This is a genomic window from Sphingobacterium hotanense (genome assembly GCF_008274825.1).
In the GTDB taxonomy this organism is placed as follows: domain Bacteria; phylum Bacteroidota; class Bacteroidia; order Sphingobacteriales; family Sphingobacteriaceae; genus Sphingobacterium; species Sphingobacterium hotanense.
Genome location: NZ_CP030848.1, coordinates 3,783,300 through 3,806,680 on the forward strand (window position 1 = coordinate 3,783,300; position 23,381 = coordinate 3,806,680).

General features: G+C 41.7%; 21 protein-coding genes. 11 read left to right on the forward strand and 10 right to left on the reverse strand.

Annotation, left to right across the window (positions count from 1 at the left end; all coding sequences use genetic code 11):
* The first annotated feature begins 6 nt into the window (after positions 1-6).
* The 4 genes from DSM08_RS15960 to DSM08_RS15975 all read left to right on the forward strand — a co-directional run bounded on the left by DSM08_RS15960 (position 7) and on the right by DSM08_RS15975 (position 4,462).
* On the forward strand, positions 7-1,614 hold the full coding sequence (locus DSM08_RS15960) for a response regulator (RefSeq protein ID WP_149527080.1): 1,608 nt from the start codon (positions 7-9) through the stop codon (positions 1,612-1,614).
* Between the two features lie 82 nt (positions 1,615-1,696).
* A complete protein-coding gene (locus DSM08_RS15965) occupies positions 1,697-2,239 on the forward strand; it encodes a plastocyanin/azurin family copper-binding protein (RefSeq protein WP_149527081.1) in 543 nt (180 codons plus the stop codon).
* 270 nt (positions 2,240-2,509) lie between these two features.
* A complete protein-coding gene (gene lpdA / locus DSM08_RS15970; protein WP_149527082.1) occupies positions 2,510-3,916 on the forward strand; it encodes a dihydrolipoyl dehydrogenase in 1,407 nt (468 codons plus the stop codon).
* Positions 3,917-4,054: 138 nt separating this feature from the next.
* The gene (locus DSM08_RS15975; RefSeq protein ID WP_149527083.1) at positions 4,055-4,462 is read left to right on the forward strand and encodes an acyl-CoA thioesterase; all 408 of its coding nucleotides are present in this window, start codon (positions 4,055-4,057) and stop codon (positions 4,460-4,462) included.
* On the opposite strand, the gene DSM08_RS15980 is transcribed toward DSM08_RS15975, so the two are convergent.
* Entirely contained in the window at positions 4,459-4,755 is a 297-nt protein-coding gene (locus tag DSM08_RS15980) for a DUF3817 domain-containing protein (protein ID WP_149527084.1), read from the reverse strand. The two genes, DSM08_RS15975 and DSM08_RS15980, sit on opposite strands and share 4 nt — an antisense overlap.
* Positions 4,756-4,945: 190 nt before the next feature.
* Between DSM08_RS15980 and lpdA (DSM08_RS15985) the strand changes: the two genes are divergently transcribed.
* Positions 4,946-6,334: a dihydrolipoyl dehydrogenase gene (lpdA, locus tag DSM08_RS15985; protein WP_149527085.1), complete on the forward strand. Its 1,389-nt coding sequence runs from the start codon at positions 4,946-4,948 to the stop codon at positions 6,332-6,334.
* A gap of 252 nt (positions 6,335-6,586) precedes the next feature.
* Here the strand turns inward: lpdA (DSM08_RS15985) and DSM08_RS15990 are convergent, their stop codons facing one another.
* Positions 6,587-7,633: a DUF2157 domain-containing protein gene (locus DSM08_RS15990; RefSeq protein ID WP_149527086.1), complete on the reverse strand. Its 1,047-nt coding sequence runs from the start codon at positions 7,631-7,633 to the stop codon at positions 6,587-6,589.
* Between the two features lie 152 nt (positions 7,634-7,785).
* Between DSM08_RS15990 and uvrA the strand changes: the two genes are divergently transcribed.
* Positions 7,786-10,629 carry an excinuclease ABC subunit UvrA gene (gene uvrA / locus DSM08_RS15995; RefSeq protein WP_149527087.1) on the forward strand — a complete coding sequence of 948 codons (2,844 nt, stop codon included), beginning with the start codon at positions 7,786-7,788 and terminating at the stop codon, positions 10,627-10,629.
* Between the two features lie 55 nt (positions 10,630-10,684).
* Here the strand turns inward: uvrA and DSM08_RS16000 are convergent, their stop codons facing one another.
* The 6 genes from DSM08_RS16000 to DSM08_RS16025 all read right to left on the reverse strand — a co-directional run bounded on the left by DSM08_RS16000 (position 10,685) and on the right by DSM08_RS16025 (position 17,015).
* Positions 10,685-11,125, reverse strand: a complete 441-nt coding sequence (locus DSM08_RS16000) for an energy transducer TonB (RefSeq protein ID WP_149527088.1) — start codon at positions 11,123-11,125, stop codon at positions 10,685-10,687.
* Positions 11,126-11,143: 18 nt separating this feature from the next.
* Positions 11,144-12,124: a hypothetical protein gene (locus DSM08_RS16005; protein ID WP_149527089.1), complete on the reverse strand. Its 981-nt coding sequence runs from the start codon at positions 12,122-12,124 to the stop codon at positions 11,144-11,146.
* Positions 12,125-12,206: 82 nt separating this feature from the next.
* A complete protein-coding gene (locus DSM08_RS16010) occupies positions 12,207-12,737 on the reverse strand; it encodes an alpha/beta hydrolase (RefSeq protein ID WP_187773887.1) in 531 nt (176 codons plus the stop codon).
* A 138-nt stretch (positions 12,738-12,875) separates the two neighbouring features.
* Positions 12,876-14,987, reverse strand: a complete 2,112-nt coding sequence (locus tag DSM08_RS16015) for a type IA DNA topoisomerase (RefSeq protein ID WP_149527091.1) — start codon at positions 14,985-14,987, stop codon at positions 12,876-12,878.
* Positions 14,988-15,145: 158 nt separating this feature from the next.
* Entirely contained in the window at positions 15,146-16,492 is a 1,347-nt protein-coding gene (locus DSM08_RS16020; RefSeq protein ID WP_149527092.1) for a deoxyguanosinetriphosphate triphosphohydrolase, read from the reverse strand.
* A gap of 49 nt (positions 16,493-16,541) precedes the next feature.
* A complete protein-coding gene (locus tag DSM08_RS16025) occupies positions 16,542-17,015 on the reverse strand; it encodes a hypothetical protein (protein WP_149527093.1) in 474 nt (157 codons plus the stop codon).
* Positions 17,016-17,122: 107 nt separating this feature from the next.
* Here DSM08_RS16025 and DSM08_RS16030 point away from each other — a divergent pair, with 107 nt between their 5' ends.
* Complete coding sequence (locus DSM08_RS16030; RefSeq protein ID WP_149527094.1) at positions 17,123-18,187, forward strand: aldose epimerase family protein; 1,065 nt, start codon at positions 17,123-17,125, stop codon at positions 18,185-18,187.
* Positions 18,188-18,202: 15 nt separating this feature from the next.
* On the opposite strand, the gene DSM08_RS16035 is transcribed toward DSM08_RS16030, so the two are convergent.
* Together DSM08_RS16035 and argH are read right to left on the reverse strand one after the other, a co-directional pair.
* On the reverse strand, positions 18,203-18,463 hold the full coding sequence (locus DSM08_RS16035; protein WP_149527095.1) for a prevent-host-death protein: 261 nt from the start codon (positions 18,461-18,463) through the stop codon (positions 18,203-18,205).
* Between the two features lie 58 nt (positions 18,464-18,521).
* Positions 18,522-19,856, reverse strand: coding sequence for an argininosuccinate lyase (gene argH / locus DSM08_RS16040; protein ID WP_149527096.1), 1,335 nt, complete (start codon positions 19,854-19,856; stop codon positions 18,522-18,524).
* Positions 19,857-20,614: 758 nt separating this feature from the next.
* Between argH and rbfA the strand changes: the two genes are divergently transcribed.
* The 4 genes from rbfA to DSM08_RS16060 are packed head-to-tail and all read left to right on the forward strand — an operon-like array spanning position 20,615 to position 23,363.
* Entirely contained in the window at positions 20,615-20,989 is a 375-nt protein-coding gene (rbfA, locus tag DSM08_RS16045; protein ID WP_149527097.1) for a 30S ribosome-binding factor RbfA, read from the forward strand.
* Between the two features lie 13 nt (positions 20,990-21,002).
* A complete protein-coding gene (gene aat, locus DSM08_RS16050) occupies positions 21,003-21,671 on the forward strand; it encodes a leucyl/phenylalanyl-tRNA--protein transferase (RefSeq protein ID WP_149527098.1) in 669 nt (222 codons plus the stop codon).
* Positions 21,649-22,728 (forward strand): aminotransferase class V-fold PLP-dependent enzyme, encoded by a 1,080-nt coding sequence (locus DSM08_RS16055; RefSeq protein WP_149527099.1) that lies wholly within the window; start codon positions 21,649-21,651, stop codon positions 22,726-22,728. The genes aat and DSM08_RS16055 overlap by 23 nt, the downstream gene beginning before the upstream one ends.
* Positions 22,725-23,363 carry a hypothetical protein gene (locus DSM08_RS16060; protein ID WP_149527100.1) on the forward strand — a complete coding sequence of 213 codons (639 nt, stop codon included), beginning with the start codon at positions 22,725-22,727 and terminating at the stop codon, positions 23,361-23,363. Before DSM08_RS16055 ends, DSM08_RS16060 begins: the two co-directional genes overlap by 4 nt.
* Positions 23,364-23,381 lie beyond the last annotated feature (18 nt).

Sequence of the window (23,381 nt, forward strand, 5' to 3'; positions counted from 1 at the left end):
GCTAAAATGAAGACTATCAACATTTTGCTTCTTGATGATAAGGAAGAAAATATCATCAGTTTGAGCGCATTATTGGAAGATGTTGACCATGTTAATCTTATTTCCTCAACAGATCCCAATGACGCATTGAAAATCTGTTGGAAAGAGGACATTTCTATTGCTTTAGTTGATGTCCAAATGCCCAAGATCAATGGATTTGAGTTTGTTTCAATTCTTAAATCCAATCCAAAGACGAGCCATATTATGGCGATCATGGTTACTGCGATTTCCAAGGAGGATAAGTATTTATTACAAGGGCTTGAAAGTGGCGCTGTCGATTACCTCTACAAACCGCTGAACCCCGAAATTACCGTTGCGAAAGTGCGTTCTTTTGTACAGCAGATTTTGGTACAACAAGAGCTGAAAGAGAAGAATCGCGAATTGGAACTTTCTCGACAGGAGTTATTAAAAACAAAAGAAGAGGCCGTACAGGCCAGAAAATCTAAGGAGATTTTCCTGGCGAACATGAGCCATGAGATCCGAACGCCTATCAATGGTATTATGGGGATTATGCATATGTTCAAAAGTTCGGAGCTCACCGCAGAGCAACGCGATTGGTTAAAGCGATTGGATAATGCTTCGCAATCGCTCCTGCTTATTATCAATGATATCCTCGACCTCTCCAAGATTGATTCGGGAATGTTGAAGATCGAATTCGAAGACTTTAGCTTGCTGAAGATGATTGAGGATATCGATCGAATATTTAAGATAAAGGCAACCCATAAGAATCTAAATTTTGAAATTGAAGTTGACGAAGGTGTTCCTCAATATATTCGCTACGACTCCCTGCGCTTACAGCAAATTATCAGCAATTTCATTTCGAACAGTTTAAAGTTCACCGAATCGGGTTCTATCATTCTAACGGTGAATTTGTTGGAACAGCGTGCTAATAACTTTCTGCTGCGCTTTATTGTCAAGGATACGGGGATCGGTATCAAAGCGGATTCTGTAGAGAAAATCTTTATGGCTTTCGAACAGGCTGATGATGGTATTACGAAGAAATTCGGTGGTACTGGACTTGGACTTGCGATTGTAAAACGTCTAGCGAAGTTGTTAAATGGTCAGGTGGGTGCAAAGAGTGAATATGGTAAGGGTTCGGAATTCTATTTTGAAGGCTGGTTTGAGGCATCGGACCATGACGAGCAGAAAAATGAGACGAATGCGCCTTCTTATAATACCTTTCCGAAGTTTAGCAATATGCGCGTCTTGGTAGCAGAGGATAATGATTTAAACTCCTTTATGCTTGCTCACATGTTGCGCAGCTGGAATTGTGAAGTAGATATCGTTCGCAATGGCCGCTTGGCTTTAGAAAACGTAGAAGCAAATCATTATGATTTGATCCTTATGGATACCCATATGCCAATCATGAGCGGCTTCGAGGCTATTAAAGAGATAAAAAATCATATTATACCGGAAAAACATGGTATTCCTATCATCACGATCTCCGCTTCTGTATTGGAGCATGAGCAGGCTGCAGCCTTCCAGGCGGGTGCAGACGGTGTGATTGGGAAACCTTTTGACCCGATTGAACTCTATCAAAAGATTGTTTCTGTCACGGCAAAGATTAATTCTTAAATTATCTTTCATTTCGTAACGTTACACTCGTTAAAATGAATTATTTATAGTAAATTCGAAATATTAAATTTAATATTTAGTTATGAAAAAATTAATTTTAGCTCCTGCATTGGCTCTAGCTATTGCGGTTTCTTCTTGCGGAAATAATGCAGAGAAGAAAGAGGAGACTACTTCTACGGAATCCACACCGACTACTGAGGCTCCTGCTTCAACTACAGAAGAAACAGTACCAGGAATCGAAAATGTAACATCTTCACAAACTTGGACAGTTGAAGGAAATGATCAAATGCAGTTTAACATCAACTTAATTCGCGTTAAAGCGGGTGAGCCAGTTGAATTGACGTTGAAAAACGTTGGATCAATGCCTAAAGAGTCTATGGGTCACAACTTTGTAGTTTTGAAACCAGGTGTTGATATCCCTACATTCGGTGGCGAAGCTGCAGCTGCTGCTGACAGCGAGTACATCCCTAAATCATCACTTACTTCTATCGTAGCACACACGAAATTATTAGGTCCAGGTGAGTCTGATAAAATCACTTTCACATTGGAAAAAGGAGTTTATCCTTACCTATGTAGTTTCCCTGGTCACTTCGGTATCATGCAAGGAAAAATCGTAGCTGAATAATCTTATTTAGCTCCATTCATAAAATTAGCCTCGACTTGTTCGGGGCTTTTTTATTTCTGAAAGTGTCTGTTTTCAAAGTCCATCAAGAACTTTCATGCCAGTTGGTGTTTCCATGGAAACATGAAAGTTTTGTTTCTATATCGAAGTATCCTGTATGCCTGTCATTTCAACGTAGTTTATGCATACGTTTGCTATAGTAAATATTGATTTACGTTCGTTAGTTCCATAGATAAATAGTAAATTTGAGGCCGTTAAACAAATAAAAACTCTATGCAATACGACGTAATTGTAATCGGTAGTGGTCCAGGTGGATATGTTGCCGCTATCCGTTGTGCTCAACTTGGTTTGAAAACTGCTGTTATCGAAAAATATAGCACATTTGGTGGTACCTGTTTAAATGTAGGTTGTATTCCTTCAAAAGCCTTATTGGACTCTTCGGAGCACTATCATAATGCCGCTCATAATTTTGATCAACATGGTATCTCTTTGAGCAGCTTAAAAATTGATATGAAGAAAATGATCGCTCGTAAAAACGACGTCATTACTCAAAATACGGCTGGTATTACTTTCTTATTCAAGAAAAACAAAATCGATAGCTTCGAAGGCGTTGGTTCATTTGTGGATAAGAACACGATTAAAATCACTAAGAACGATGGTTCTACGGAAGAAATCAAAGGTAAGAACATCATTATTGCTACAGGTTCGAAACCAACAGCATTACCTTTCTTGCCAGTTGACAAGAGTCGTATCATCACTTCAACAGAAGCTTTAAACTTAACAGAAGTACCTAAGCACCTGATCGTAATTGGTGGTGGTGTTATCGGTCTAGAGTTAGGTTCCGTATATGCACGTTTGGGAGCTAAGGTTTCCGTTGTGGAATACGCGAAGTCAATCATCGCAACTATGGATGGTGGATTAGGTAAAGAATTACAACGTGTCTTGAAGAAAAACTTAGGTATGGAGTTTTTCATGAGCCACAAAGTTACTGGTGCTGTTGCTAAAGGCAAAAAAGTAACGGTTACTGCAGAGGACTCAAAAGGACAAGAAGTTGTTTTAGAAGGCGATTACTGTATTGTAGCTGTCGGTAGAACGGCTTACACTGAAGGCTTGGGCTTAGAAAATATCGGTATCAAGACGGAAGAACGCGGAAACAAAATCACAGTTAATGAGCATATGGAAACTTCAGTAGAAGGAGTTTATGCAATTGGTGATGTTGTTCGTGGTGCTATGTTAGCTCACAAAGCAGAAGATGAAGGTATCTATGTTGCGGAACGCATTGTAGGTCAAAAACCTCATATTGATTATAACTTAATTCCTGGTGTAGTTTACACATGGCCAGAAGTTGCATCTGTTGGTCAAACTGAAGAGCAATTGAAAGAAGCTGGTAAGAAATACAAATCAGGAAGTTTCTCATTCAAAGCATCAGGCCGTGCGAAAGCATCTGGTGACACGGATGGATTTATCAAGGTATTAGCAGACGCAGATACTGATGAGATCTTAGGTGTTCACATGATTGGTCCACGTGCCGCAGATATGATCGCTGAAGCTGTGGTAGCAATGGAATACCGCGCATCTGCAGAAGATATCGGTAGAATCTGCCATGCTCACCCAACATTTACGGAAGCATTAAAAGAAGCTGCATTAGCAGCAACTGCAAATAGAGCGATCCACGCTTAAGCAGGAATATAATATTTAGAAAAGGCAAGCATCGGCTTGCCTTTTTTTGTGAGTGCTCTGATTCCAATAAATATTTAGAACTTCCATTTCTATTGGTATCTCAATGGAGACATGAAAGTTTTGTTTTAAATTTGCTCCATGAACTTTTATACTAGAAAATGGGTTAAACCTGAAGACCTAAACCCTAACGGCTCCCTATTCGGAGGAACTTTGCTTCGTTGGATAGACGAAGAAGCCGTTATCTACGCTATTGTACAGCTGGGCAATCCACATGTGGTGACGAAGTTTATCTCCGAAATCAACTTCGTATCCTCCGCAAAACAAGGAGATATCATCGAACTGGGAATCGAAGCAATTAACTTCGGAAATACCTCTCTAACCATGCGTTGCGAGGTCCGAAATAAGATCAGTAGAAAGACTATCCTATCGATTGATAAGCTAGTATTCGTAAATTTAGACCCACAGGGGAATCCTGTTCCACATGGTAGAACGGAGATTACCTATGCCTACATGGGGGTTGATAGAGACGTGAATCGACGTGATTAAGCTGCCTTTTGCGCTTGAATTTCACGCTTAAGATCTTTCTCTACCCAGAAAGAAACAACAGGGATTAAGCTTAAGAAGAAGTATTTTACAACGCGTCCAAACGACCAGTTATAAGTCTGCCAACAAGCTACGAGGAGAACAACAAAAATCACTACTAAGAATCCGTGAATTGAACCTGCCACTCGTACGGCCTCAGGAATCCCTGCGAAATACTTTAACGGCATGGCAACGAAGAAGAGTAAAATAGTAGAAATTGCTTCCCAAAGGGCTACTTGTTGAAAAATACGTAACATACTGTGAATCTTAATTTGGCGCAAATTAATTGATTTGGCGGAGTTTTCGAAGCGGCTTGTCCTATCTTTCTAGTTTATGACACTTCTATGCCTTTTTCCAACCATTTAGGGTAAAGAAATGGAGAGACTAAATAAAAAATATGTATTTTTGGATAATTGTATAAGCATAACATAACGACACTTAATATTTATGAATTACGACATTATTGTTATTGGTAGTGGACCTGGTGGATATGTAGCTGCCATCAGAGCCTCTCAATTGGGGTTTAAAACGGCCATTATCGAACGTGAAGCATTAGGAGGAATTTGCCTTAACTGGGGTTGTATTCCTACAAAGGCACTTCTCAAAAGTGCGCAAGTATTCGAATATTTAAATCATGCAGAAGAATACGGTATCAAAGTAAATGGCGGAGAAGCTGATTTTGGTGCAATCGTTAAAAGAAGTCGTGGCGTCGCAGACGGTATGAGCAAAGGTATCCAGTTCTTAATGAAGAAGAACAAAATCGATGTGATTATGGGTACTGCAAAAATTAAAAAAGGTGGTAAAATTGATGTTAAAGCTGCTGACGGGACAACCAAAGAGTATACAGCAAAACACACCATCTTAGCTACAGGTGCTCGTTCAAGAGAATTACCTAACCTACCTCAAGACGGAACTAAAATTATTGGATACCGTCAAGCAATGAATCTTCCTAAGCAACCTAAATCAATCGTAGTTGTTGGTTCTGGTGCTATTGGTGTTGAGTTTGCTTATTTCTATAATGCAATCGGAACACAAGTTACTATAGTGGAGTTCATGGATCGTATCGTTCCTGTGGAGGATGAAGAAATCTCAAAACAATTAGAGAAATCTTTGAAAAAAGCAGGTATCAATATCTTAACTAAATCAGAAGTAACTTCGGTAGATACGAAAGGTGACCTTTCTAAAGTGCATATTAAAACCGCTAAAGGCGAAGAGGTAATCGAAGCTGAGGTTGTTTTATCTGCTGTTGGTATTACGCCTAACATCGAAAAATTAGGCCTTGAAGAAGTTGGTGTAAAAACCGATAAAGGTCGTGTTCTAGTTGATGATTATTATAAGACAAACATTGATGGCGTTTATGCTATTGGTGATATCGTTAAAGGACAAGCTTTAGCACACGTTGCTTCCGCAGAAGGTATTACATGTGTTGAGAAGATCAAAGGATTACATGTAGATCCGATTGATTATAACAACATCCCTGGATGTACATACTGTTCGCCAGAAATTGCTTCGGTTGGTTTCACGGAGAAAGCAGCTAAAGACGCTGGATACGAAGTTAAAGTTGGTAAATTCCCATTCTCTGCATCAGGTAAAGCATCTGCTGCGGGCGCAAAAGATGGATTTGTGAAAGTTATCTTCGACGCGAAATATGGTGAGTTCTTAGGAGCACACTTGATCGGTGCGAATGTGACAGAAATGATTGCTGAAGTTGTAGTTGCTCGTAAATTAGAAACTACAGGACACGAAGTATTAAAAGCTGTCCACCCTCACCCAACAATGAGTGAAGCGATTATGGAAGCGGTAGCTGATGCTTACGGCGAAGTAATCCACCTATAGTCGTTAGACTAATAGATATAAGATTTTAGATATAAGACGCCTATATGGCGTCTTATTTTTTCTGAAAGTGTCTGTTTTCAAAGGCCATCAAGAACTTTCATCCCTGTTGCTGTTTCAAAGGAAACATGAAAGATTTTTTCTGAAAGTGTCTGCTTTCAAAGGCCATCAGGAACTTTTATCCCTGTTTTTGTTTCCATGTAAACATGAAAGATTTTTATCCCTAATCTATGGAGAATGTCTTACGATTATAGCCTATCGACTATCTTTCTTCTTCCAAATTTTCTCGGCCCATCTTCCGACAAACCAAAAGGAAACAGCTAGAATTAAGAAGAATACCGTGCGGTTGATGTTATCCCATAGATACTCAACGAAGCGCGTGTAGAGGTTCAGGATAAAAAAGACAAAGCCAATATCTCTGGACACATTATCTTTAGCTTTCATCCCATATAGAGCAAGCCCTAGAGATACACCAATCCCCAACAATCCCCAATAGAAAATTTCATATTGACGAACGGAAGACCATTTTTCGAGGTCACTGTAATTTCCGAAGATGGAAAGCAGCCAAAGCGCAATCATCGTGTATAAAAGGCCAATCACATAGGAAGTAGATCGGAAGATGGCTAGTGGCTTTATCTTATCTTGCGCAAAGACTGCGAAGGCCGTTAGCAGCGCACCGAAGATCGTGAAGCGTAATGGATAGTTCATTCCCCAGAATTTGAATCCCCAATTGCTATGCAAGGCTGTTTCCGTCGCGAACCAAATTCCCAATGCTACTAAGGTGAAAACCCAAATAAGCTTCGAGCCTAGTTTGACAGAAAGAAAGCCATAAATAATAATGGAGAGCAAGAATAAAATCGTGAAATAATGATCTGTCCGATCTAAGATCTGTCCCAAGAAACCAATACAAGCTGCTGTAGAAAAAGAACCTGCCAACATTAGTGTTTCATTGGAAAAAGTCTTTTCGGGATTCTTTTGCTTATTTCGGAAGCCCAGCATATAGAACAGCACGGCCAATCCAGCAAACACTAAACAAAACACCACATTGGGGGTGTCATAAAATTTCTCAATGAGCGTATTGAGATAATCATCCGAAAAGAGCGACACGACCGAAAATATCAGTGACGCTAATGCGACCCAAAACGCATAACGCGCCAGTACCCCCCATTCAAATCCCTTATCGTCCAGATTATCTTTTAGCTGCTTAACTTTATCATCATCCAACAGCGATTGCGATTGCCAATGTGACAAAGCGTCTTCAATAATCTCGCGTTCGTTTTTACTTACATCTAATTTCTTCAAGTGGCTCTATTTTTCTGATAGTGTACTTTCGTATTGTTAAATAAAGGTAATACTTTTTTAGGAACCGCTTATAACTCATATTTAAGGAACGCTCCTAATAATGTTCCTATAAAAATCTGTAACTTTGCATCTTGCAAAACACGGAGATATTAATGGCCCAGCATAAAGTAGTAGACCTAGGAGATCAGAGCGAAGTTGAAGTATTTGGAGCACGCGAGCACAACCTGAAAAACATAGATGTATCCTTTCCGAGAAATCAACTTGTTGTAATTACAGGATTAAGTGGCAGTGGTAAATCATCGCTAGCCTTCGACACCATCTATGCGGAGGGACAGCGCCGTTATATGGAGACTTTCTCTGCATATAGCCGACAGTTCTTGGGCGGCATGGAGCGTCCAGATGTTGATAAGATATCCGGATTGAGCCCTGTGATCTCCATTGAACAAAAGACGACCTCTAAGAACCCGAGATCAACCGTTGGAACTATTACCGAGATCTACGACTTTCTGCGCTTATTCTATGCACGCGTTAGTGAGGCTTTCTCCTACGTATCGGGCAAGAAGATGGAACGAATGTCTGATGATGAAATCACAGACCGTATCTTAAAAGAATTTGATGGCGAGGGGATCTACATTCTTGCGCCTGTCGTAAAAGGTCGTAAAGGACATTATCGCGAACTCTTTGAGCAGATCAGAAAACAAGGCTACACCAAAGTTCGCGTAGATGGAGAAATCTTAGATTTAGTTGCTAAGATGCAGGTCGATCGATATAAGATACATGATATTGAGATCGTCGTGGATCGCATCTTGGTTGAAAAAGATTCCAGAAAGCGTCTTTACACCTCGATTGGTCAAGCCTTGAAGACTGCAAAAGGTATTATCAAGATTGCCAACAAAGAGAACAAAGAACAGTTCTTCAGCCGATATTTAATGGATGCTGAGTCCGGAATCTCTTATGACGAACCGCAGCCCAACACCTTCTCCTTTAACTCTCCATATGGAGCTTGTCCAAAGTGTGATGGCCTAGGCTATATCTTCGAAATCGATAAGAATATCGTCATCCCGGATAAGTCACTCAGCATACAAAAAGGTGCTATTGTACCTTTAGGCCCCCTTCGTGAGTCCTGGAACTTCGCCGTACTAAAGGCCGTAGCAAAGAAATACGACTTCTCGCTGACAACGCCAGTAGAAAAGCTGTCTGATGAGATCATCGATATGTTGCTGTTTGGAGAGGAAGAACCTATCTCACTAACCGTATCCTATGGCTCGTACGGAGCCCGTGAATATAAGATTCAATTCGCTGGTATCTTCAAAATGCTTGAAGAGATGAGCGGAAAATACTCCGATGAAAGTCCCGCCTTGGAAGACTTCCGTACGCAGGTGGTTTGTCCTTCCTGCCATGGCGATCGTCTGAAAGTGGAGTCATTACATTTTAAGATTGACAACAAGAACATCGCTGAGCTTTCAGCATTAGATATTGTTGCTTTAAATGACTGGTTTGATGGCTTAGAAGAAAGACTGAATGAGCGTCAGGTCGTCATTGCAACAGAAATCATCAAGGAAATCAGAACCCGATTAGGCTTCTTATTAGATGTCGGTTTGAACTACCTAACACTTAATCGTAGCTCCAAAAGTCTATCCGGTGGAGAGGCCCAGCGTATCCGATTGGCAACACAGATTGGCTCGCAATTGGTCAATGTATTGTATATTCTGGATGAGCCAAGTATCGGTCTACACCAAAGGGACAACGAAAGACTCATCAATGCTTTAAAGAACTTACGCGATATCGGAAACTCCGTATTGGTTGTGGAGCACGACAAAGACATGATCCTCAATGCGGATTATGTAATCGATATGGGGCCAGCAGCAGGGCTTTACGGTGGGAGAGTCGTAGCAGAAGGTACTGCCGAAGATATCTTGAAAGCAGACTCCTTGACCGCAGCCTATCTAAATGGCAAAAAAGAAGTCACAGTACCTGAGAAACGTCGCGAAGGGAATGGACATAGCCTATCTTTAAAGGGCGCTACAGGCCATAACTTAAAGAATGTTGATATTGATATCCCACTTGGGAAATTAGTTCTTGTAACGGGTGTATCAGGCTCTGGCAAGTCATCGGTAATTACCAATACCCTATACCCTATCTTAAACCATCATTTCTTTAGGGCAAAGGCAAAGCCCCTTCCGTACAAGAAAATTGAAGGATTAGAGCATATCGATAAGGTGATCGAAATCGACCAGTCGCCAATTGGACGTACGCCACGATCGAACCCATCAACTTATACCGGTGTATTTTCAGATATCAGGTCATTATATGTACAGCTTCCTGAATCGAAGATTAGAGGTTATAAGCCGGGCCGCTTCTCTTTTAACGTGAAAGGCGGACGTTGCGAAACCTGTCAGGGAGCCGGCATGAAGATCATTGAAATGAACTTCCTTCCGGACGTTCAAGTTCCTTGTGAAACCTGCCATGGCAAACGCTATAACCGGGAAACCCTGGAAGTTCGCTATCGCGGAAAATCGATCGCTGATGTATTAGACATGAGTATAGACGATGCCGTGACCTTCTTTGAGAACATCCCTTCCATCTACCGTAAGATCAAAACCTTGCAAGATGTCGGATTAGGATATATTACCTTAGGACAGTCGTCTACAACCCTATCGGGTGGTGAAGCACAACGTGTAAAGCTTGCGACCGAACTGTCTAAGAAGGATACCGGAAAGACGTTCTACATCCTGGACGAACCTACTACAGGTTTGCATTTCGAAGATGTCAATGTCCTATTGGGTGTTATCAATCGTTTGGTCGACCGCGGAAACTCCATCCTCATCATTGAGCACAACTTAGACGTCATCAAAGCGGCAGACTGGGTAATCGATATGGGACCGGAGGGCGGAAAGAATGGTGGAACTGTACTATTCCAGGGAACGCCGGAAGGCTTGATCAAACAAAAGAACTCCGAAACCGGAAGATTCCTTAAGCTGGAAATGAAAGGATAGCATCCTCAACCATAAGTATAAAAAAATACCCTTAGCAAATCGCTAAGGGTATTTCTTATTTTAATTCAAAATCTCCAACGATATTCTGTCGAATTCTTGTCCTTACGGCTTTATCATTTTTCAATCCCGGATGCCACTTCGGCGAGCGCTTCATGACTCTTAACACTTCCTTCGCGAAAGCAGGACTAATTTTGTCTTTATTTGCTACGCGGATATCACAAATAGATCCATCCTCGCAAACGGTAAATTCCATGATCGCAGTCTGTCGAATTCCAAAATCAACGTAATCTGTACTATCTAAACGCGATATTACATCATAAGCATCAAAGCTTCGGCTTATGAAACTCGACCATGCCGATACGCCACCAACAAACTCCGGAACCTTGTCCACATTGCGTACAATCGCAGTATCTAGCTTCACACTGTCAACACGCTCCTGAGCGATTGCTGAGGACGCAAATAATAAGCCAATGAAAGCTAAGATAACACGCATCATCTTTAAATTTACAAAAAATTAACGAGGAAGACCTTCAACAGTTTTAAAGTTACCTTCTTCATCCTTAATAAAGCTCATCGGGTTTTCAGGATCCTTAATAATCTCAAACAAGGTATAACCCCATGGTTTCCAGAAATTCTCCAAAACCTGACCATAGGTCTTCGCTTGCCAATTATCAAATATCGGCTTCATCGTCCAATCATTTAGCGGCATCGGTTCTACAAATACCTTGTCGCCAACCTCCATATAGGTGTATTCCGGCAATCGATTAAATAAATAGGCCGTATAAAAATACTTAGCACCAATCTCTTCAAATTGAACGGGATGTAACTTTTCGCCTTTTGTTAAAGCCAAGGCTTCCTCATGATAGATAGCGTTTGTTCCGTTATCTTGTAGCGTAGCAATCAAACCGAAGTCTTTCATCCGCAAGGAGAAAATCAAGGTATTGATTTCATCACGATATAGGAAAGTGTCCTCCGCATTATCAACATGAAAAACCTCAATGGTAAATGGATTTTTATGTTCAAACTCCATCGGGATTACCATAGATTGCAACATGGCATGCAGGTTCCTGAATTTCTGAACCAAGGCTTGCGAGAAGTTCAGCTCCTCACCGGTCATTACCGCATGACGGATACCCGCCTGTATCTCGTTAAAAACTACCCCATAGAGTATCTTTCCAATCCATTGGAACAAAACTTCCTGTTCCAATTCACGAACAGCTTCATAGCCCTTCTCTACAGCATGCTCGACCAAACCATCCACCGCTGCGACAGCCGCGGCAGCCCTTGTCGAACAGGGAAGCTGCAACTTTTTGTAGGTACTAAAGCTCTCGTCTAGCATCTTGAAAGGCTTCTCCTCCAGATCAAAAGCACGCATCATCCACATCGGAAACACCTGAATCTGCTCATCCTCAGACTGCAATGTCTCCCCTGTCAAGAAACAGGTTTTGTTATCAAACTTAAAATCTAAAAAGGGATTGTAGAGTTTTGTTGCCATAGCCCGCAAAGTTAATAGAAATGATTATTGGAAAGGTATAGGAAAAAACATATTACGGTCGAATGACCTTAAAATTCGGAGATTAAAAGATAAAATTACGAATTGGAAATGATATCTCTTTCCCTCGATTGTATATCATAAAATGTCCCCCATCCTTAATTTTTATATCCCAAACTACATTGTTAATTGGAAAAATTCGATCCCTTTCCCCATGAATGTGTAAACAATTAGTAGGATTATAGACGCTTTCCCATTGCATAATTTGATCCGTTGCCCATTTAAAGAAATCAGGATCTGTATCCTGAATAATAACATCCAATAAGCCGCCTTCTTCTTTTGTCTTCACCCCAAACGCCCAATGTATCGCTTTTCTAGCCATCATCCCTGAAGGCTTTCTAGGCATTAACTTATATAGTGAAAACAATCTAGCAAGTTTTATGAAGGCGGGAATCTCAAATTTATTTTTCACGGAAGATACAAGAATCATTTTTTCGAAATCATAGTACTTGGCGAGTTCTGAAATACATAAACCTCCAAATGATACCCCTAAGACCAGCGCGCCTTGTTTTGGAATTTGGTGATATTCAGCTAAACGAAATAGATAGCTTTCCAAGCTTTCAGAAGCTCTAGGTTTCAACCATTCAATATGTACAGGCTGAAATCCAGACAAATCAAGATTCGAAAAGACTCGATAATCCGCACCTAAGCCGGAGAACAGATAAATGGTTTTCATTATCTCAAGTTAATGAATCTATCCAATAACCGCCTTAAAATTTTCCAACAATAAGGAAGCATTCACCATGGATCCATCCGTATTCCTCAGCCCCTTTAGCTCCGAAGTTTTCCCTTTCTCCAAAAGACTCTTCATCTCCTTCTCATCCAGGAATACCCCGTGCAGCGTTCGCCATATCTTAAAATCACATCCTCTGGCATAATGGTCACATTGTGCCACCTTATCATATAATTGCACCTGACCCGCCGAACATTTCGGACACTTAATCTTACCTTTTTGCTGTGGCTTCAATTCTTCATGAGCAATCGCTACCCGCAACTGCATCAACTCCGAAGTAATCTTCACCGTATAGTCTTTGATGTGCTTCATAAACACATCATAGCTCACCTTATTAGCGCGCATCTCTTCCAGCTTCTGCTCCCACTTTCCAGTCAACGTAACTTTCGCAATCGAACGATCTTTTACCAAGAAATAAACCGCCAATCCTTTTTCCGTCGGAATCAGCTTCTTCTTATCACGCTTGATATAATCCCGTTGAAATAAAGTCTCTATAGTCGCTGCGCGAGTAGCCGGAGTTCCCAAACCGCAGTCCTTCATCGCCTGGCGCATCTCATCGTCTTCAATCTCCTTACCCGAGGTTTCCATGGCCTTCAGTAAGGAAGCCTCCGTATGAATTGGCCTTGCTTTCGTGAAACGCTCCGCCAACTCCAACGTCAATATCTCCAACAATTCCTCCGCCGTCAGCTTCGGTAATTGCGCATTCTCATTATCCTGATCATCCGTATTTTTATCCTCATCGGGCGCATCAATCTGATCAGCAGATAGGCGCCATCCATATTGTCGGATCACAGTCCCCTTCGCAATCAATTCCACGCCGGCAGCATCGATGGTCACCGTCGTAATATCTTTCAAGCAGACCTCCGAAAAACTCTCCACCATCCGCTTGGCAATCATATTATAGATGTTCTGCTGATCCATAGGCATAGGCCCCGGTTTCTCATCCGTAACCAAGAGGGCATGGTGATCTGTTACCTTCTTATCATCCACAGAGCGCTTGTTCAGCTTAGCTCCAATTAAATTCTTGGAGATTAATGCAATGCTCTCCTGCGCGGTATCTGCTAAATGTTGGAACAACTCGTCGATCTTCTCAAAAACGTCCTCACCGATATAGCGAGAACCCGTACGAGGATAGGTAATCACCTTCTTCTCATAAAGGGTCTGTGCGATACTTAGGGTTTGATCCGCAGAATAGCCCCACTTTTTATTCGCGTCCTGTTGCAAGGAAGTCAAATCGAAAAGTAAGGGTGGCTGTTCTTTGGTCTCCTTCGCTTCCACATTCACAACCTTCGCATTGCTACCAACCTGAATCTTCGCAATGGTCTCTTCCGCGACATCCTTCTTGTCGATTTTGTTAGAAGTCGCCTTAAATTGTATGCCCTCCTTCTCGAAGCCCGCCTGAATTTTATAAAAAGCTTGCGGCTTAAAATCCTTATTCTCCAAATATCGAGAACAGATCATCGCCAAAGTAGGCGTCTGCACCCGACCGAGAGAGAGCAGTCCCTTATTGCCGGCGGCTAAGGTCAATGCTTGCGTAGCGTTGATACCGATCAACCAATCCGATTCCGAGCGCGAACGAGCCGACATATAAAGGCTGTCATACTCAGTGCCCTCCTTCAGGTTGGCAAAACCTTCCTTAATAGCCTTATCCGTTTGGGAGGAAATCCACAAACGCTTGAACGGTATATTCGATTTTAAATAATAGTAGATGTTGCGAAAGATCAATTCCCCTTCGCGCCCGGCATCCGTCGCCACAATAATCTCTTCCGCCTGCTCTAATAACCACTTGATGGTGTTCAGCTGCTTCAAAGCACCCGCATCATCCATCTGCTTCCCATCCTTACGGACCTTCTTCACCTCCAATGCAAACTGCGCCGGAATAATCGGCAGATTCTTCATCGACCAATTGTGAAATCCATAAGCCTGCGGAGTACACAACTGCACCAAATGCCCAAAAGCATAGGTAAACGCATACCCATTCCCGGCAATATATCCATCTTTAACCTCCTTGGCGCCCATAACTCTTGCCAAATCACGCGCAACGGAGGGTTTCTCTGCTATTACTACTTTCATATGAATTAGATGATAGATTTGAGATGTTAGATGTAAGACATCTGATATACTATATGGAACAATCTCGCTCAGTCAATTTGATCTCATTTTATAAAAAATCAATCAACTTTGATCTGAGACAGACTAGTATCTAAAATCTAATGTCTAACATCTAATATCTAATCCAATGAGGCTATAGAAATCCCTTTTATCTTCCTATATAGGTCTACAGCGTAGACATCCGTCATGCCAGATACGAAGTCGAGTACGGCTCTAATTTTCGAGTAGGTGTCCTCTTTTTCAGAGTGGAACTGCTCGGGCATCATCGCCACCAACTTTTTATCGAACATGGATTTATTTGTTTTAAGGTAAGCGGGAACAAATTCTTCTAAAAGAGCGTTCATCACTTTAAAACCTGCTATTTCAATTTGTACTACGGTTGGCGCATTGTAAATACGCTTGACCGAGATATCAGATATCTTCTGCATATGCGCGACGATATCTGGATTTAGGGCGTCCATCAATGCTTTGTCGAAGGTGCCGGCAAGGAAATCTTCCTCGCGGTCGACAAATACTTGCGCACAGCCGTTAATGAGTGTATTGATTGCTTTTGCCCGCAATAGGGATACCTTACTGGCCGTATCGGCAAGACTATCCAAACGCGCACGCAGATCTTCGCCAGCACATAATGGCAACAAGAGATCTTCAACTTCCTGATAAGCTAAAATCTTCAGATGGTGTGCATCCTCCAAATCAATGATATTATAACAGATATCATCTGCCGCTTCTACCAGATAGACCAGAGGATGGCGCATATAGCCTTTCGGGTTCTGCGGATCCTTGGCAATGCCAAGCTCAGCCGCGATCTGCTCGAAAGCTGCTTTCTCTGAATCGAAGAAACCATACTTTTTGCGGTGATGCGAACCTTTGACATGGCCATCAATAGCTGCACATGGATACTTTACGATGGAAGCAAGGCTAGTATATGTCAATGCGAAACCTTTCGGATCTTTCCCGTTGAAGGCATGTGTCAAAATACGCAGGGCATTGGCATTCCCTTCAAAATGTGTCAGGTCTGCCCACTGCTCTTTAGAAACCATTTCCTGATATTTTACGCCTTTACCGTCGGTAAAAAACGTAGAAATCGCCGCCTCGCCGGAGTGACCGAAGGCAGGGTTGCCCAAGTCGTGCGATAGACAGGCTGCCGAAATAATATTCCCAACCTCTTGTAAGAATGGTGCTTCCTGATCAATGTTCGGGTGTTTCTTCTTCAACAGATTATAAACCAAACGACCAAGCGAGCGCCCAACCGAAGCAACCTCCAAACTATGGGTCAATCGGTTATGAACGAACACCACGCCAGGAAGCGGAAAAACCTGGGTTTTATTTTGTAAACGACGAAAAGGTGAGGAAAAGATTAGGCGATCGTAATCGCGTTGAAATTCCGAACGGGCGTCAAAATGTTCGCTTGGCTCCCGATGCTCATATCCCCAGCGCTTTGCCGATATTAACTGATTCCAATTCATTAAAAATATCAGATTTTGCTAGGCAAATATACATTTTAAAAACGGGAGCTTAGGACAGATCACCCCTTTTTTGATAAATCATCCCCACAGATAAATTCAACAAATACAGCCCTTGCATTAGGATAAGAACAAAAAATGAAATACTGTAAAAGCCCTCCACGCGCATGAACATCTCACCTAACTGCTTCACCTGTTGGGCATTTTCCTTCAGCTCTTCAAAGCGCATGACAAAACGATTGGACAGCGCATTCCAGGTATAGAAATTAAGTGCCAAGCAAACAAAACAGATGAAATGCATAATCGACCAACGGTGGGAATAGAGCAGATGCTCCGTATAGCGATAAAGCACACTGAACAAAACTGCAAAGAAGGCAAGCGCAAAAACCGTTTCCTTCAACGGAACTGCGAGCACCCAGCCCACCCGCGGCTCAATAATAAAGGATGAATCCGGCGCGACGGAAAAAAAGCCAATCAGCAGTAAGAGAATGGCTATCGTGATGAAATAAGTATATATGGGTTTCATTACGCTTATTTTCCATTAATTTACAAAATACAGCGCGAATGCTCAAGTTTTTCTTTTGGCTAAGCATCGCTTAATTGCTATCTTTAGAGATAGAAATGCATCCTACAATGACTGTTTATAAACTCCCCGAGAAAAAAGATTTTGAAAGCCGTATACAAGGTAAGAACACCCATCTGATAACGCTTACCAACCGTGCAGGCATGCAGGTAGCCCTTACGGACTACGGCGCCCGATTGGTAAGTGCTTTGGTGCCCGACAAGTTCGGTAACCTGATTGATGTCGTACTAGGTTTCTCGAGTATCAATGGCTATCTGAAAGCGCAAGAACCTTATCACGGTGCTACCATAGGCCGCTTTTGTAACAGAATTGCGAATGGGAAGTTCACACTGAATGAGCAAGAATATACCTTGGCAAAGAATAATGGCAACAATTGCTTGCACGGTGGCCCGGAAGGCTTCCACAACCGCGTATGGGATCGACAGGTGAGCTTCAACAAGGTGGTCGATTTTTATTACACCTCTCCAGATGGTGAAGAAGGTTTTCCAGGAGAGCTCAAGACTACCGTTTCGTATGAGTTGACCAATGAAAATGAGATAGTAATCCATTTCAGAGCATCTACTGATGCCCCTACAATCATCAACTTTACCAATCATGCCTTTTTCAACCTGAATGGTGAAGGTAATGGAGATGTCCTGAACCATGAAATATTCATCAATTCGGAAGAGTTTGTTCCTATTGATGAGAACCAAGTTCCTACGGGCGAGATATTCCCTGTGGAAGGCACTGCATTGGATTTTAGACAACCCAAAAAAATTGTTGATTATATCGATAGTAAGGAAGCGCAGTTGAAGAATGCGGGCGGCTTTGACCATACCTTCGTCAACAATCAACCTCCAACGATTGCCGTTGCGTCTGCATATTCCAAAGAAAGTGGTGTACTATTAGAAGTATTTACAACGGAGCCGGGGATACATCTCTACGCGGGCAATTTCTTAGCTGACGATGAAGGAAAATCAGGACATAAATATTTAAGATATGGTGGGCTTTGTTTCGAAGCGCAACATTATCCGGATAGCCCAAACCATGCAAACTTCCCTTCTGTAGTCCTACAGCCAGGAAAAGAATACCAAAGCACGATTAAATATAAATTCAGCATAAAAAAGGAGGTTTAAAAACCTCCTTTGTATCTATATTCTTTCTAAAAAAGCTTTCAATTCATTTTTAGATTTTATTCTCACGAAATCACCATCTTTAAATTGCTGTTCAGACAATCGGAGTCTTTCACTCATTTCTTGGCCGAAGGATAAGTCTTCTTCAGAAACAGGAGTTAAAAGGTAAGCTTGCTTTTTCCCTCGCTTAATAATTATCTGTTGACCAAGATCCGCTAGCTCAAAAAATTCATTCTGATTTTTTTTAAACTTTTTGCTCGATGTCTCAACTATTCCCATTACGATTTTCAATTAATCAAAAATAAGAATAAATTATCACTATCAGATTATCAAGCTGTTAAGCTTTCAGCAAATCCTCTAAAGCCTGATGAACCTTCTCAAAACCGAAGGACTGCTTCACTTCCGAAAACATTCTTTCTATCTGATCATTGCATAGATTGCCGATACTACCTTCATGTGTATGTTGCACCTCTTTTGAAGGATTAAAATTACCCTCTTCAATGGCTAAGCCAATATTCTTATATGCCTCGCGGAACGGTACGCCTTTTAGCACCTCGTTGTTTACTACCTCTACACTGAATAGGTAATCGTATTTTGGGTCATCCAAGATGTTATCCTTGATCGTAATATTCTGTAGCATGTAGGTTGCAATCGCCAAGCAATCGTTTAATGATTGGAATGCCGGGAAAAGATTTTCCTTCAACAACTGCAAGTCACGGTGATAGCCAACCGGTAGGTTCGACGTCATCATAGCAATTTCGTTTGGCAATGCCTGAATTTTATTGCAGCGAGAACGAATCAATTCAAAAACATCCGGGTTCTTCTTATGCGGCATAATGCTGGACCCCGTTGTTAGATGGGCCGGGAAGGAAATAAAGCCAAAGTTTTGATTGATGAATAAGGTGACATCCATGGCAAACTTCGCTAATGTCGCTGCAATGGAACTCATCGCCTGCGCTAATATCCTTTCCGTCTTGCCTCGTCCCATTTGTGCATAGACCACATTGTAGTTCAAATCCTCGAACCCTAATAATTGGGTGGTCATGGAACGGTTCAACGGAAACGAAGAACCATAGCCCGCCGCCGAGCCTAGCGGATTTTTATTACAAACGGCCCAGGCAGCCTTCAACAATTGCAAATCGTCTACTAAACTTTCTGCATATGCTCCAAACCATAATCCAAAAGAGGACGGCATGGCAATCTGCAGGTGCGTATATCCTGGCATTAGAACCGACTTATATTGATTGCTCAAGCTTATTAATTGCTCAAACAAAACTTCTGTATTCTTAAAGATACTCTCGATTTCTGAACGGAAATACAGCTTAAGGTCTACTAAAACCTGATCATTTCTCGATCTGCCGGAGTGAATTTTCTTCCCCGCCTCACCGATGCGCTGCGTCAGCATCATCTCCACTTGCGAGTGAACATCCTCTACCGAATCCTCGATCTGAAATTTAGCATCCAATACCTCCTGGTAGATGTTTTTCAGCTCCTTCTGTACCGCAACAAGATCCTCCTCGCTCATCAAACCAATGCTAGCAAGCATCTTTGTATGCGCTAATGAACCCAAAACATCAGCACCCGCAAGCTGCAAGTCCATCTCACGATCGCGCCCAACGGTAAAGGATTCTACAAAAGAATCCACATCAATATTTTTTTGCCAAATCTTCATGATCAATATTTTGTGAAACAAAAATACCAATTAAACAGACAAAAACAGGTAGTTTTTCGCATTGTTTTTCAATTAATCAACTACACTTGCGTTCGCTAACATATCCTGTTCAGCTATTCAAAAACGCCGTTTTTTAATCTAAAAACAACAAAAACTTAATAACATTAAGCATGGAATTCTCATAAAATCTACTAATCAAATAGAGTTAAAAATTGTTAAACTAAATTAAGTAACCACTTACTTTTTTTTAAAAAACATCTTGTAGGGTCTGAATTAAAGCCCTATGTTTGTGATGTAAAGGGGAATGAAAAAACAATTAGTGAGTAGCAACTCACGTTAATAACCACCTAGAAATACTAAACATGATAGACCCAAAAAGTCTTAAAACTTGAAAAATATTATTCTATCCAATTATAAACTAATTTTGATTTGAAGACTTGTCACTATGCCCACGACAAGTCTTTTTTTATGCCCCCTTGCTACCTTCTTCTCCACACTCCCCTTTCAAACCCAATGTAAACCCAATGTATACCCCAATCACAACCGCTCTGAAAGGGTTATGATTTGGTTATCGATAGGTTTTACTAAAAGCAAGACCTAATCCAGCTCCGCCCCACGACTATTCCAGCCTTGTCCATACGTTCTTTTTCCATCAAACTCCTCATAATATTGAACTGAGATAACAAAGCATCTTTTTAAAAATCCTTATATTTGTGTTATTGGAAACGTAATGAAACGTTTTCTCATTCAATATCATTATGGGAACAGAAAGTAAAAGACAGCAACGATTTGCCGGCGTAATTCAGCAGGATTTAGCGGAGATGTTTCAGAGAGAGGGGAATTCGTGGGCTCCTGGTGCCTTTATTACCGTAACAAAAGTGCGTGTAACGCCTGACCTCTCCATTGCTCGCGTATTTCTAAGTTTTTTAAACACAAATACTGCGAAAGCTGATATTGAAAGCATTCGTTCAAAAACTAGCGAGATACGATATAAACTTGGTGCGCGCATCAAAAATCAAGCGCGTATTGTTCCGCAGTTGGAGTTCTTCTTAGACGATACCAACGAGTACGTGGAACATATGGATAAAATATTTGAGGAAATCAGCAAAGAGCCTCGTCAACCGGAAGAATAGTTTAGCCTAACGCATGCCCTATTTATTGGATGAAGCACAATTGGCTTTTCCACATCCCCGCTTGGCGGATGAAGACGGATTATTAGCAATCGGAGGCGATTTATCGGCAGAGCGCTTGTTGCTAGCCTACCAAAACGGAATTTTTCCTTGGTATGACGAAGACACGCCCATTCTATGGTATTCGCCACATGAACGCTTTGTAATACATAAAGGAAAGTTGAAGATTTCCAAAAGCATGCGACAGGTGCTGCGATCTAAGCGGTTTAAGGTCACCTACAATCAAGCATTCGAGCAGGTAATCGATCAATGTGCGAGGATTGCGCGCGAGGGCCAGCAAGGAACGTGGATCTTACCGGAGATGAAAGCCGCCTATATCTCGCTCCACAAGCATGGTTATGCACATAGTGTTGAGGTATGGGAACAAGGTCAGCTAGTAGGTGGCTTGTACGGTATTAAAGTTGGAAATGTTTTCGGCGGGGAAAGCATGTTTTCCAAAGTTTCCAATGCATCGAAGGTAGCCCTGATAAGCCTAGCGGAAGATTTTGGAATCTCCATGATCGACTGTCAGGTCCATTCAGTGCATTTGGAAAGCATGGGTGCGTGTTTAATTTCGCAGGAAGAGTTTTTAGCAATCATACAACAACAAGAAATCAAAGCTTATGACTTTCAGCGAGTACTTTAACCTTTCAGCAGATATTTGTTATGTCAATAGTTCGGGAGATGGTTTAATTCCCAAGCGCAGCTTGGAATGGCGAAGAACCTGGGAAGAGCAATTCTTCGCGGCGGATACGGATCTACGTAATCAGCAAACAGCTTTTCTGGAAACTGTAAAGGATACCATCGCTAGAGTTTTTCATGCCGCTGAACATACTGTCTATTTGACACCAAATTTCTCTTTCGGTTATTCTACGCTCATTGACTTATTGCCTAAGGATTATCGCTATCTGGCATTGGAGGGCGAGTATCCATCGATCCTCTACCCTATCATTTCGAGAAACTTAGCTTATAAAACCGTTAAGGTGGACGAACAGGTTGAAGAAAATATCCTGGAAGCAATTGCGGACTATAAGCCAAATGTTTTGTTGATCAGCATCGTACAATATGTCAGTGGATTAAAGATAGACCCGCGATTTTTTAGACGCTTGAAAGAGGAACACCCTGATATCTGGATTATTGCTGACGGTTCGCAATATTTGGGTACCGAGGATTTCGCATTCGATCGTTCAGGAATCGATGCCTTGTCTTGTAGCGGCTATAAGTGGCTATGTTCGGGTTTTGGAAACGGCTTTCTCTTGTTGCACCAAAAACTACAAGCGGCATTGGAGCTAGGGTTAAAAGATATACCCAGACCGACGACCGATTTCTGGAGCAATAAAAGTGTGCTGGATACTTTCTTTCAGCCAGGACATGTAGATACGGTGAGCCAGGGTACACTGAAAGAATCCTTGCTGCTATTTGAAGAATTAGGATTGGAGGCAATTGGCGAACACATAGCGACACTTTGCGATGAAGCTTATCGCTTACTTGCTGAGCGCGACCTGCTATTGCCAGAGATTGCACGTCGACCGCTTCGATCTGCTTTGATCAATATTCAGCTGGATCAATCGCTCTATCCAAAACTTATGACAGAGGGCATAAAATGCTTCCCACGTGGAACAGGCATTCGAATTGGGCTACATTTATACAATGAGCTCGAAGATATACACAGATTAATAGCTACTATAGATAAATTGAGATGAATTTTAAGATAGGCGATTTAGTGCGGTTTGTAGACGAACCGATTGAAGGACATATTACCGCTTTTATGGCGAACGGCTTAGTCGGGGTAACCGACGATACAGGCTTTGAGATACCCGTTATGCAAGATAAGATTACTTTGGTTCATGGCAATATGCGCATGGAAGAAGATGAGGAACCGCAGCAAGTTAATACTACCGCGAAGTTTATCGAGAAAGGTATCTTCTTAGCACTGACCGGCGAGCAGAAAGAAGGCTTAGTGAAGTTTTTCATCGCTAATGAAACAAGCTATGAGCTTTTGGTTGCCGTTAAAGAGGTCAATGGCAATAAATGCACCGGTATTTACAACAATATTATTCCTGCACGCGAATACCATCAGATATATACTGCGAATTTCGCTAACATTCATAAATGGCCAAACCTGGAGTTTCAGATCTTGCGTACCTCTAGACGTCAGCACAACGAAGTGCCACCAATTGAGAAAACAATTAAGGTGAAGGCGTTAGACCTTATTAACTCTAAAGAACGGTCGGAAGTACTGCCGGATAAAGCTTGGTTATGGGAGTTGGATAAAATTGAAGAAAATATCGGCTTGGACAAATTGAAAGCACATTTTATTTCACACCGTCCAAAGTAACGAAGGATATAGTAAATT

Excerpts from the sequence above, each read along its gene's own strand:
- DSM08_RS15960 (WP_149527080.1), top strand. The coding sequence starts at position 7 with ATGAAGACTATCAACATTTTGCTTCTTGATGATAAGGAAGAAAATATC.
- argH (WP_149527096.1), bottom strand. The coding sequence starts at position 19,856 with ATGAAGATTTGGCAAAAAAATATTGATGTGGATTCTTTTGTAGAATCC.
- DSM08_RS16005 (WP_149527089.1), bottom strand. The coding sequence starts at position 12,124 with ATGGCAACAAAACTCTACAATCCCTTTTTAGATTTTAAGTTTGATAAC.
- uvrA (WP_149527087.1), top strand. The coding sequence starts at position 7,786 with ATGGCCCAGCATAAAGTAGTAGACCTAGGAGATCAGAGCGAAGTTGAA.
- DSM08_RS16000 (WP_149527088.1), bottom strand. The coding sequence starts at position 11,125 with ATGATGCGTGTTATCTTAGCTTTCATTGGCTTATTATTTGCGTCCTCA.
- aat (WP_149527098.1), top strand. The coding sequence starts at position 21,003 with ATGCCCTATTTATTGGATGAAGCACAATTGGCTTTTCCACATCCCCGC.
- DSM08_RS16055 (WP_149527099.1), top strand. The coding sequence starts at position 21,649 with ATGACTTTCAGCGAGTACTTTAACCTTTCAGCAGATATTTGTTATGTC.
- DSM08_RS16060 (WP_149527100.1), top strand. The coding sequence starts at position 22,725 with ATGAATTTTAAGATAGGCGATTTAGTGCGGTTTGTAGACGAACCGATT.
- DSM08_RS16020 (WP_149527092.1), bottom strand. The coding sequence starts at position 16,492 with ATGAATTGGAATCAGTTAATATCGGCAAAGCGCTGGGGATATGAGCAT.
- lpdA (WP_149527082.1), top strand. The coding sequence starts at position 2,510 with ATGCAATACGACGTAATTGTAATCGGTAGTGGTCCAGGTGGATATGTT.
- DSM08_RS16030 (WP_149527094.1), top strand. The coding sequence starts at position 17,123 with ATGACTGTTTATAAACTCCCCGAGAAAAAAGATTTTGAAAGCCGTATA.
- DSM08_RS16015 (WP_149527091.1), bottom strand. The coding sequence starts at position 14,987 with ATGAAAGTAGTAATAGCAGAGAAACCCTCCGTTGCGCGTGATTTGGCA.
- rbfA (WP_149527097.1), top strand. The coding sequence starts at position 20,615 with ATGGGAACAGAAAGTAAAAGACAGCAACGATTTGCCGGCGTAATTCAG.
- lpdA (WP_149527085.1), top strand. The coding sequence starts at position 4,946 with ATGAATTACGACATTATTGTTATTGGTAGTGGACCTGGTGGATATGTA.
- DSM08_RS15975 (WP_149527083.1), top strand. The coding sequence starts at position 4,055 with ATGAACTTTTATACTAGAAAATGGGTTAAACCTGAAGACCTAAACCCT.
- DSM08_RS15980 (WP_149527084.1), bottom strand. The coding sequence starts at position 4,755 with ATGTTACGTATTTTTCAACAAGTAGCCCTTTGGGAAGCAATTTCTACT.
- DSM08_RS16035 (WP_149527095.1), bottom strand. The coding sequence starts at position 18,463 with ATGGGAATAGTTGAGACATCGAGCAAAAAGTTTAAAAAAAATCAGAAT.
- DSM08_RS16025 (WP_149527093.1), bottom strand. The coding sequence starts at position 17,015 with ATGAAACCCATATATACTTATTTCATCACGATAGCCATTCTCTTACTG.
- DSM08_RS15965 (WP_149527081.1), top strand. The coding sequence starts at position 1,697 with ATGAAAAAATTAATTTTAGCTCCTGCATTGGCTCTAGCTATTGCGGTT.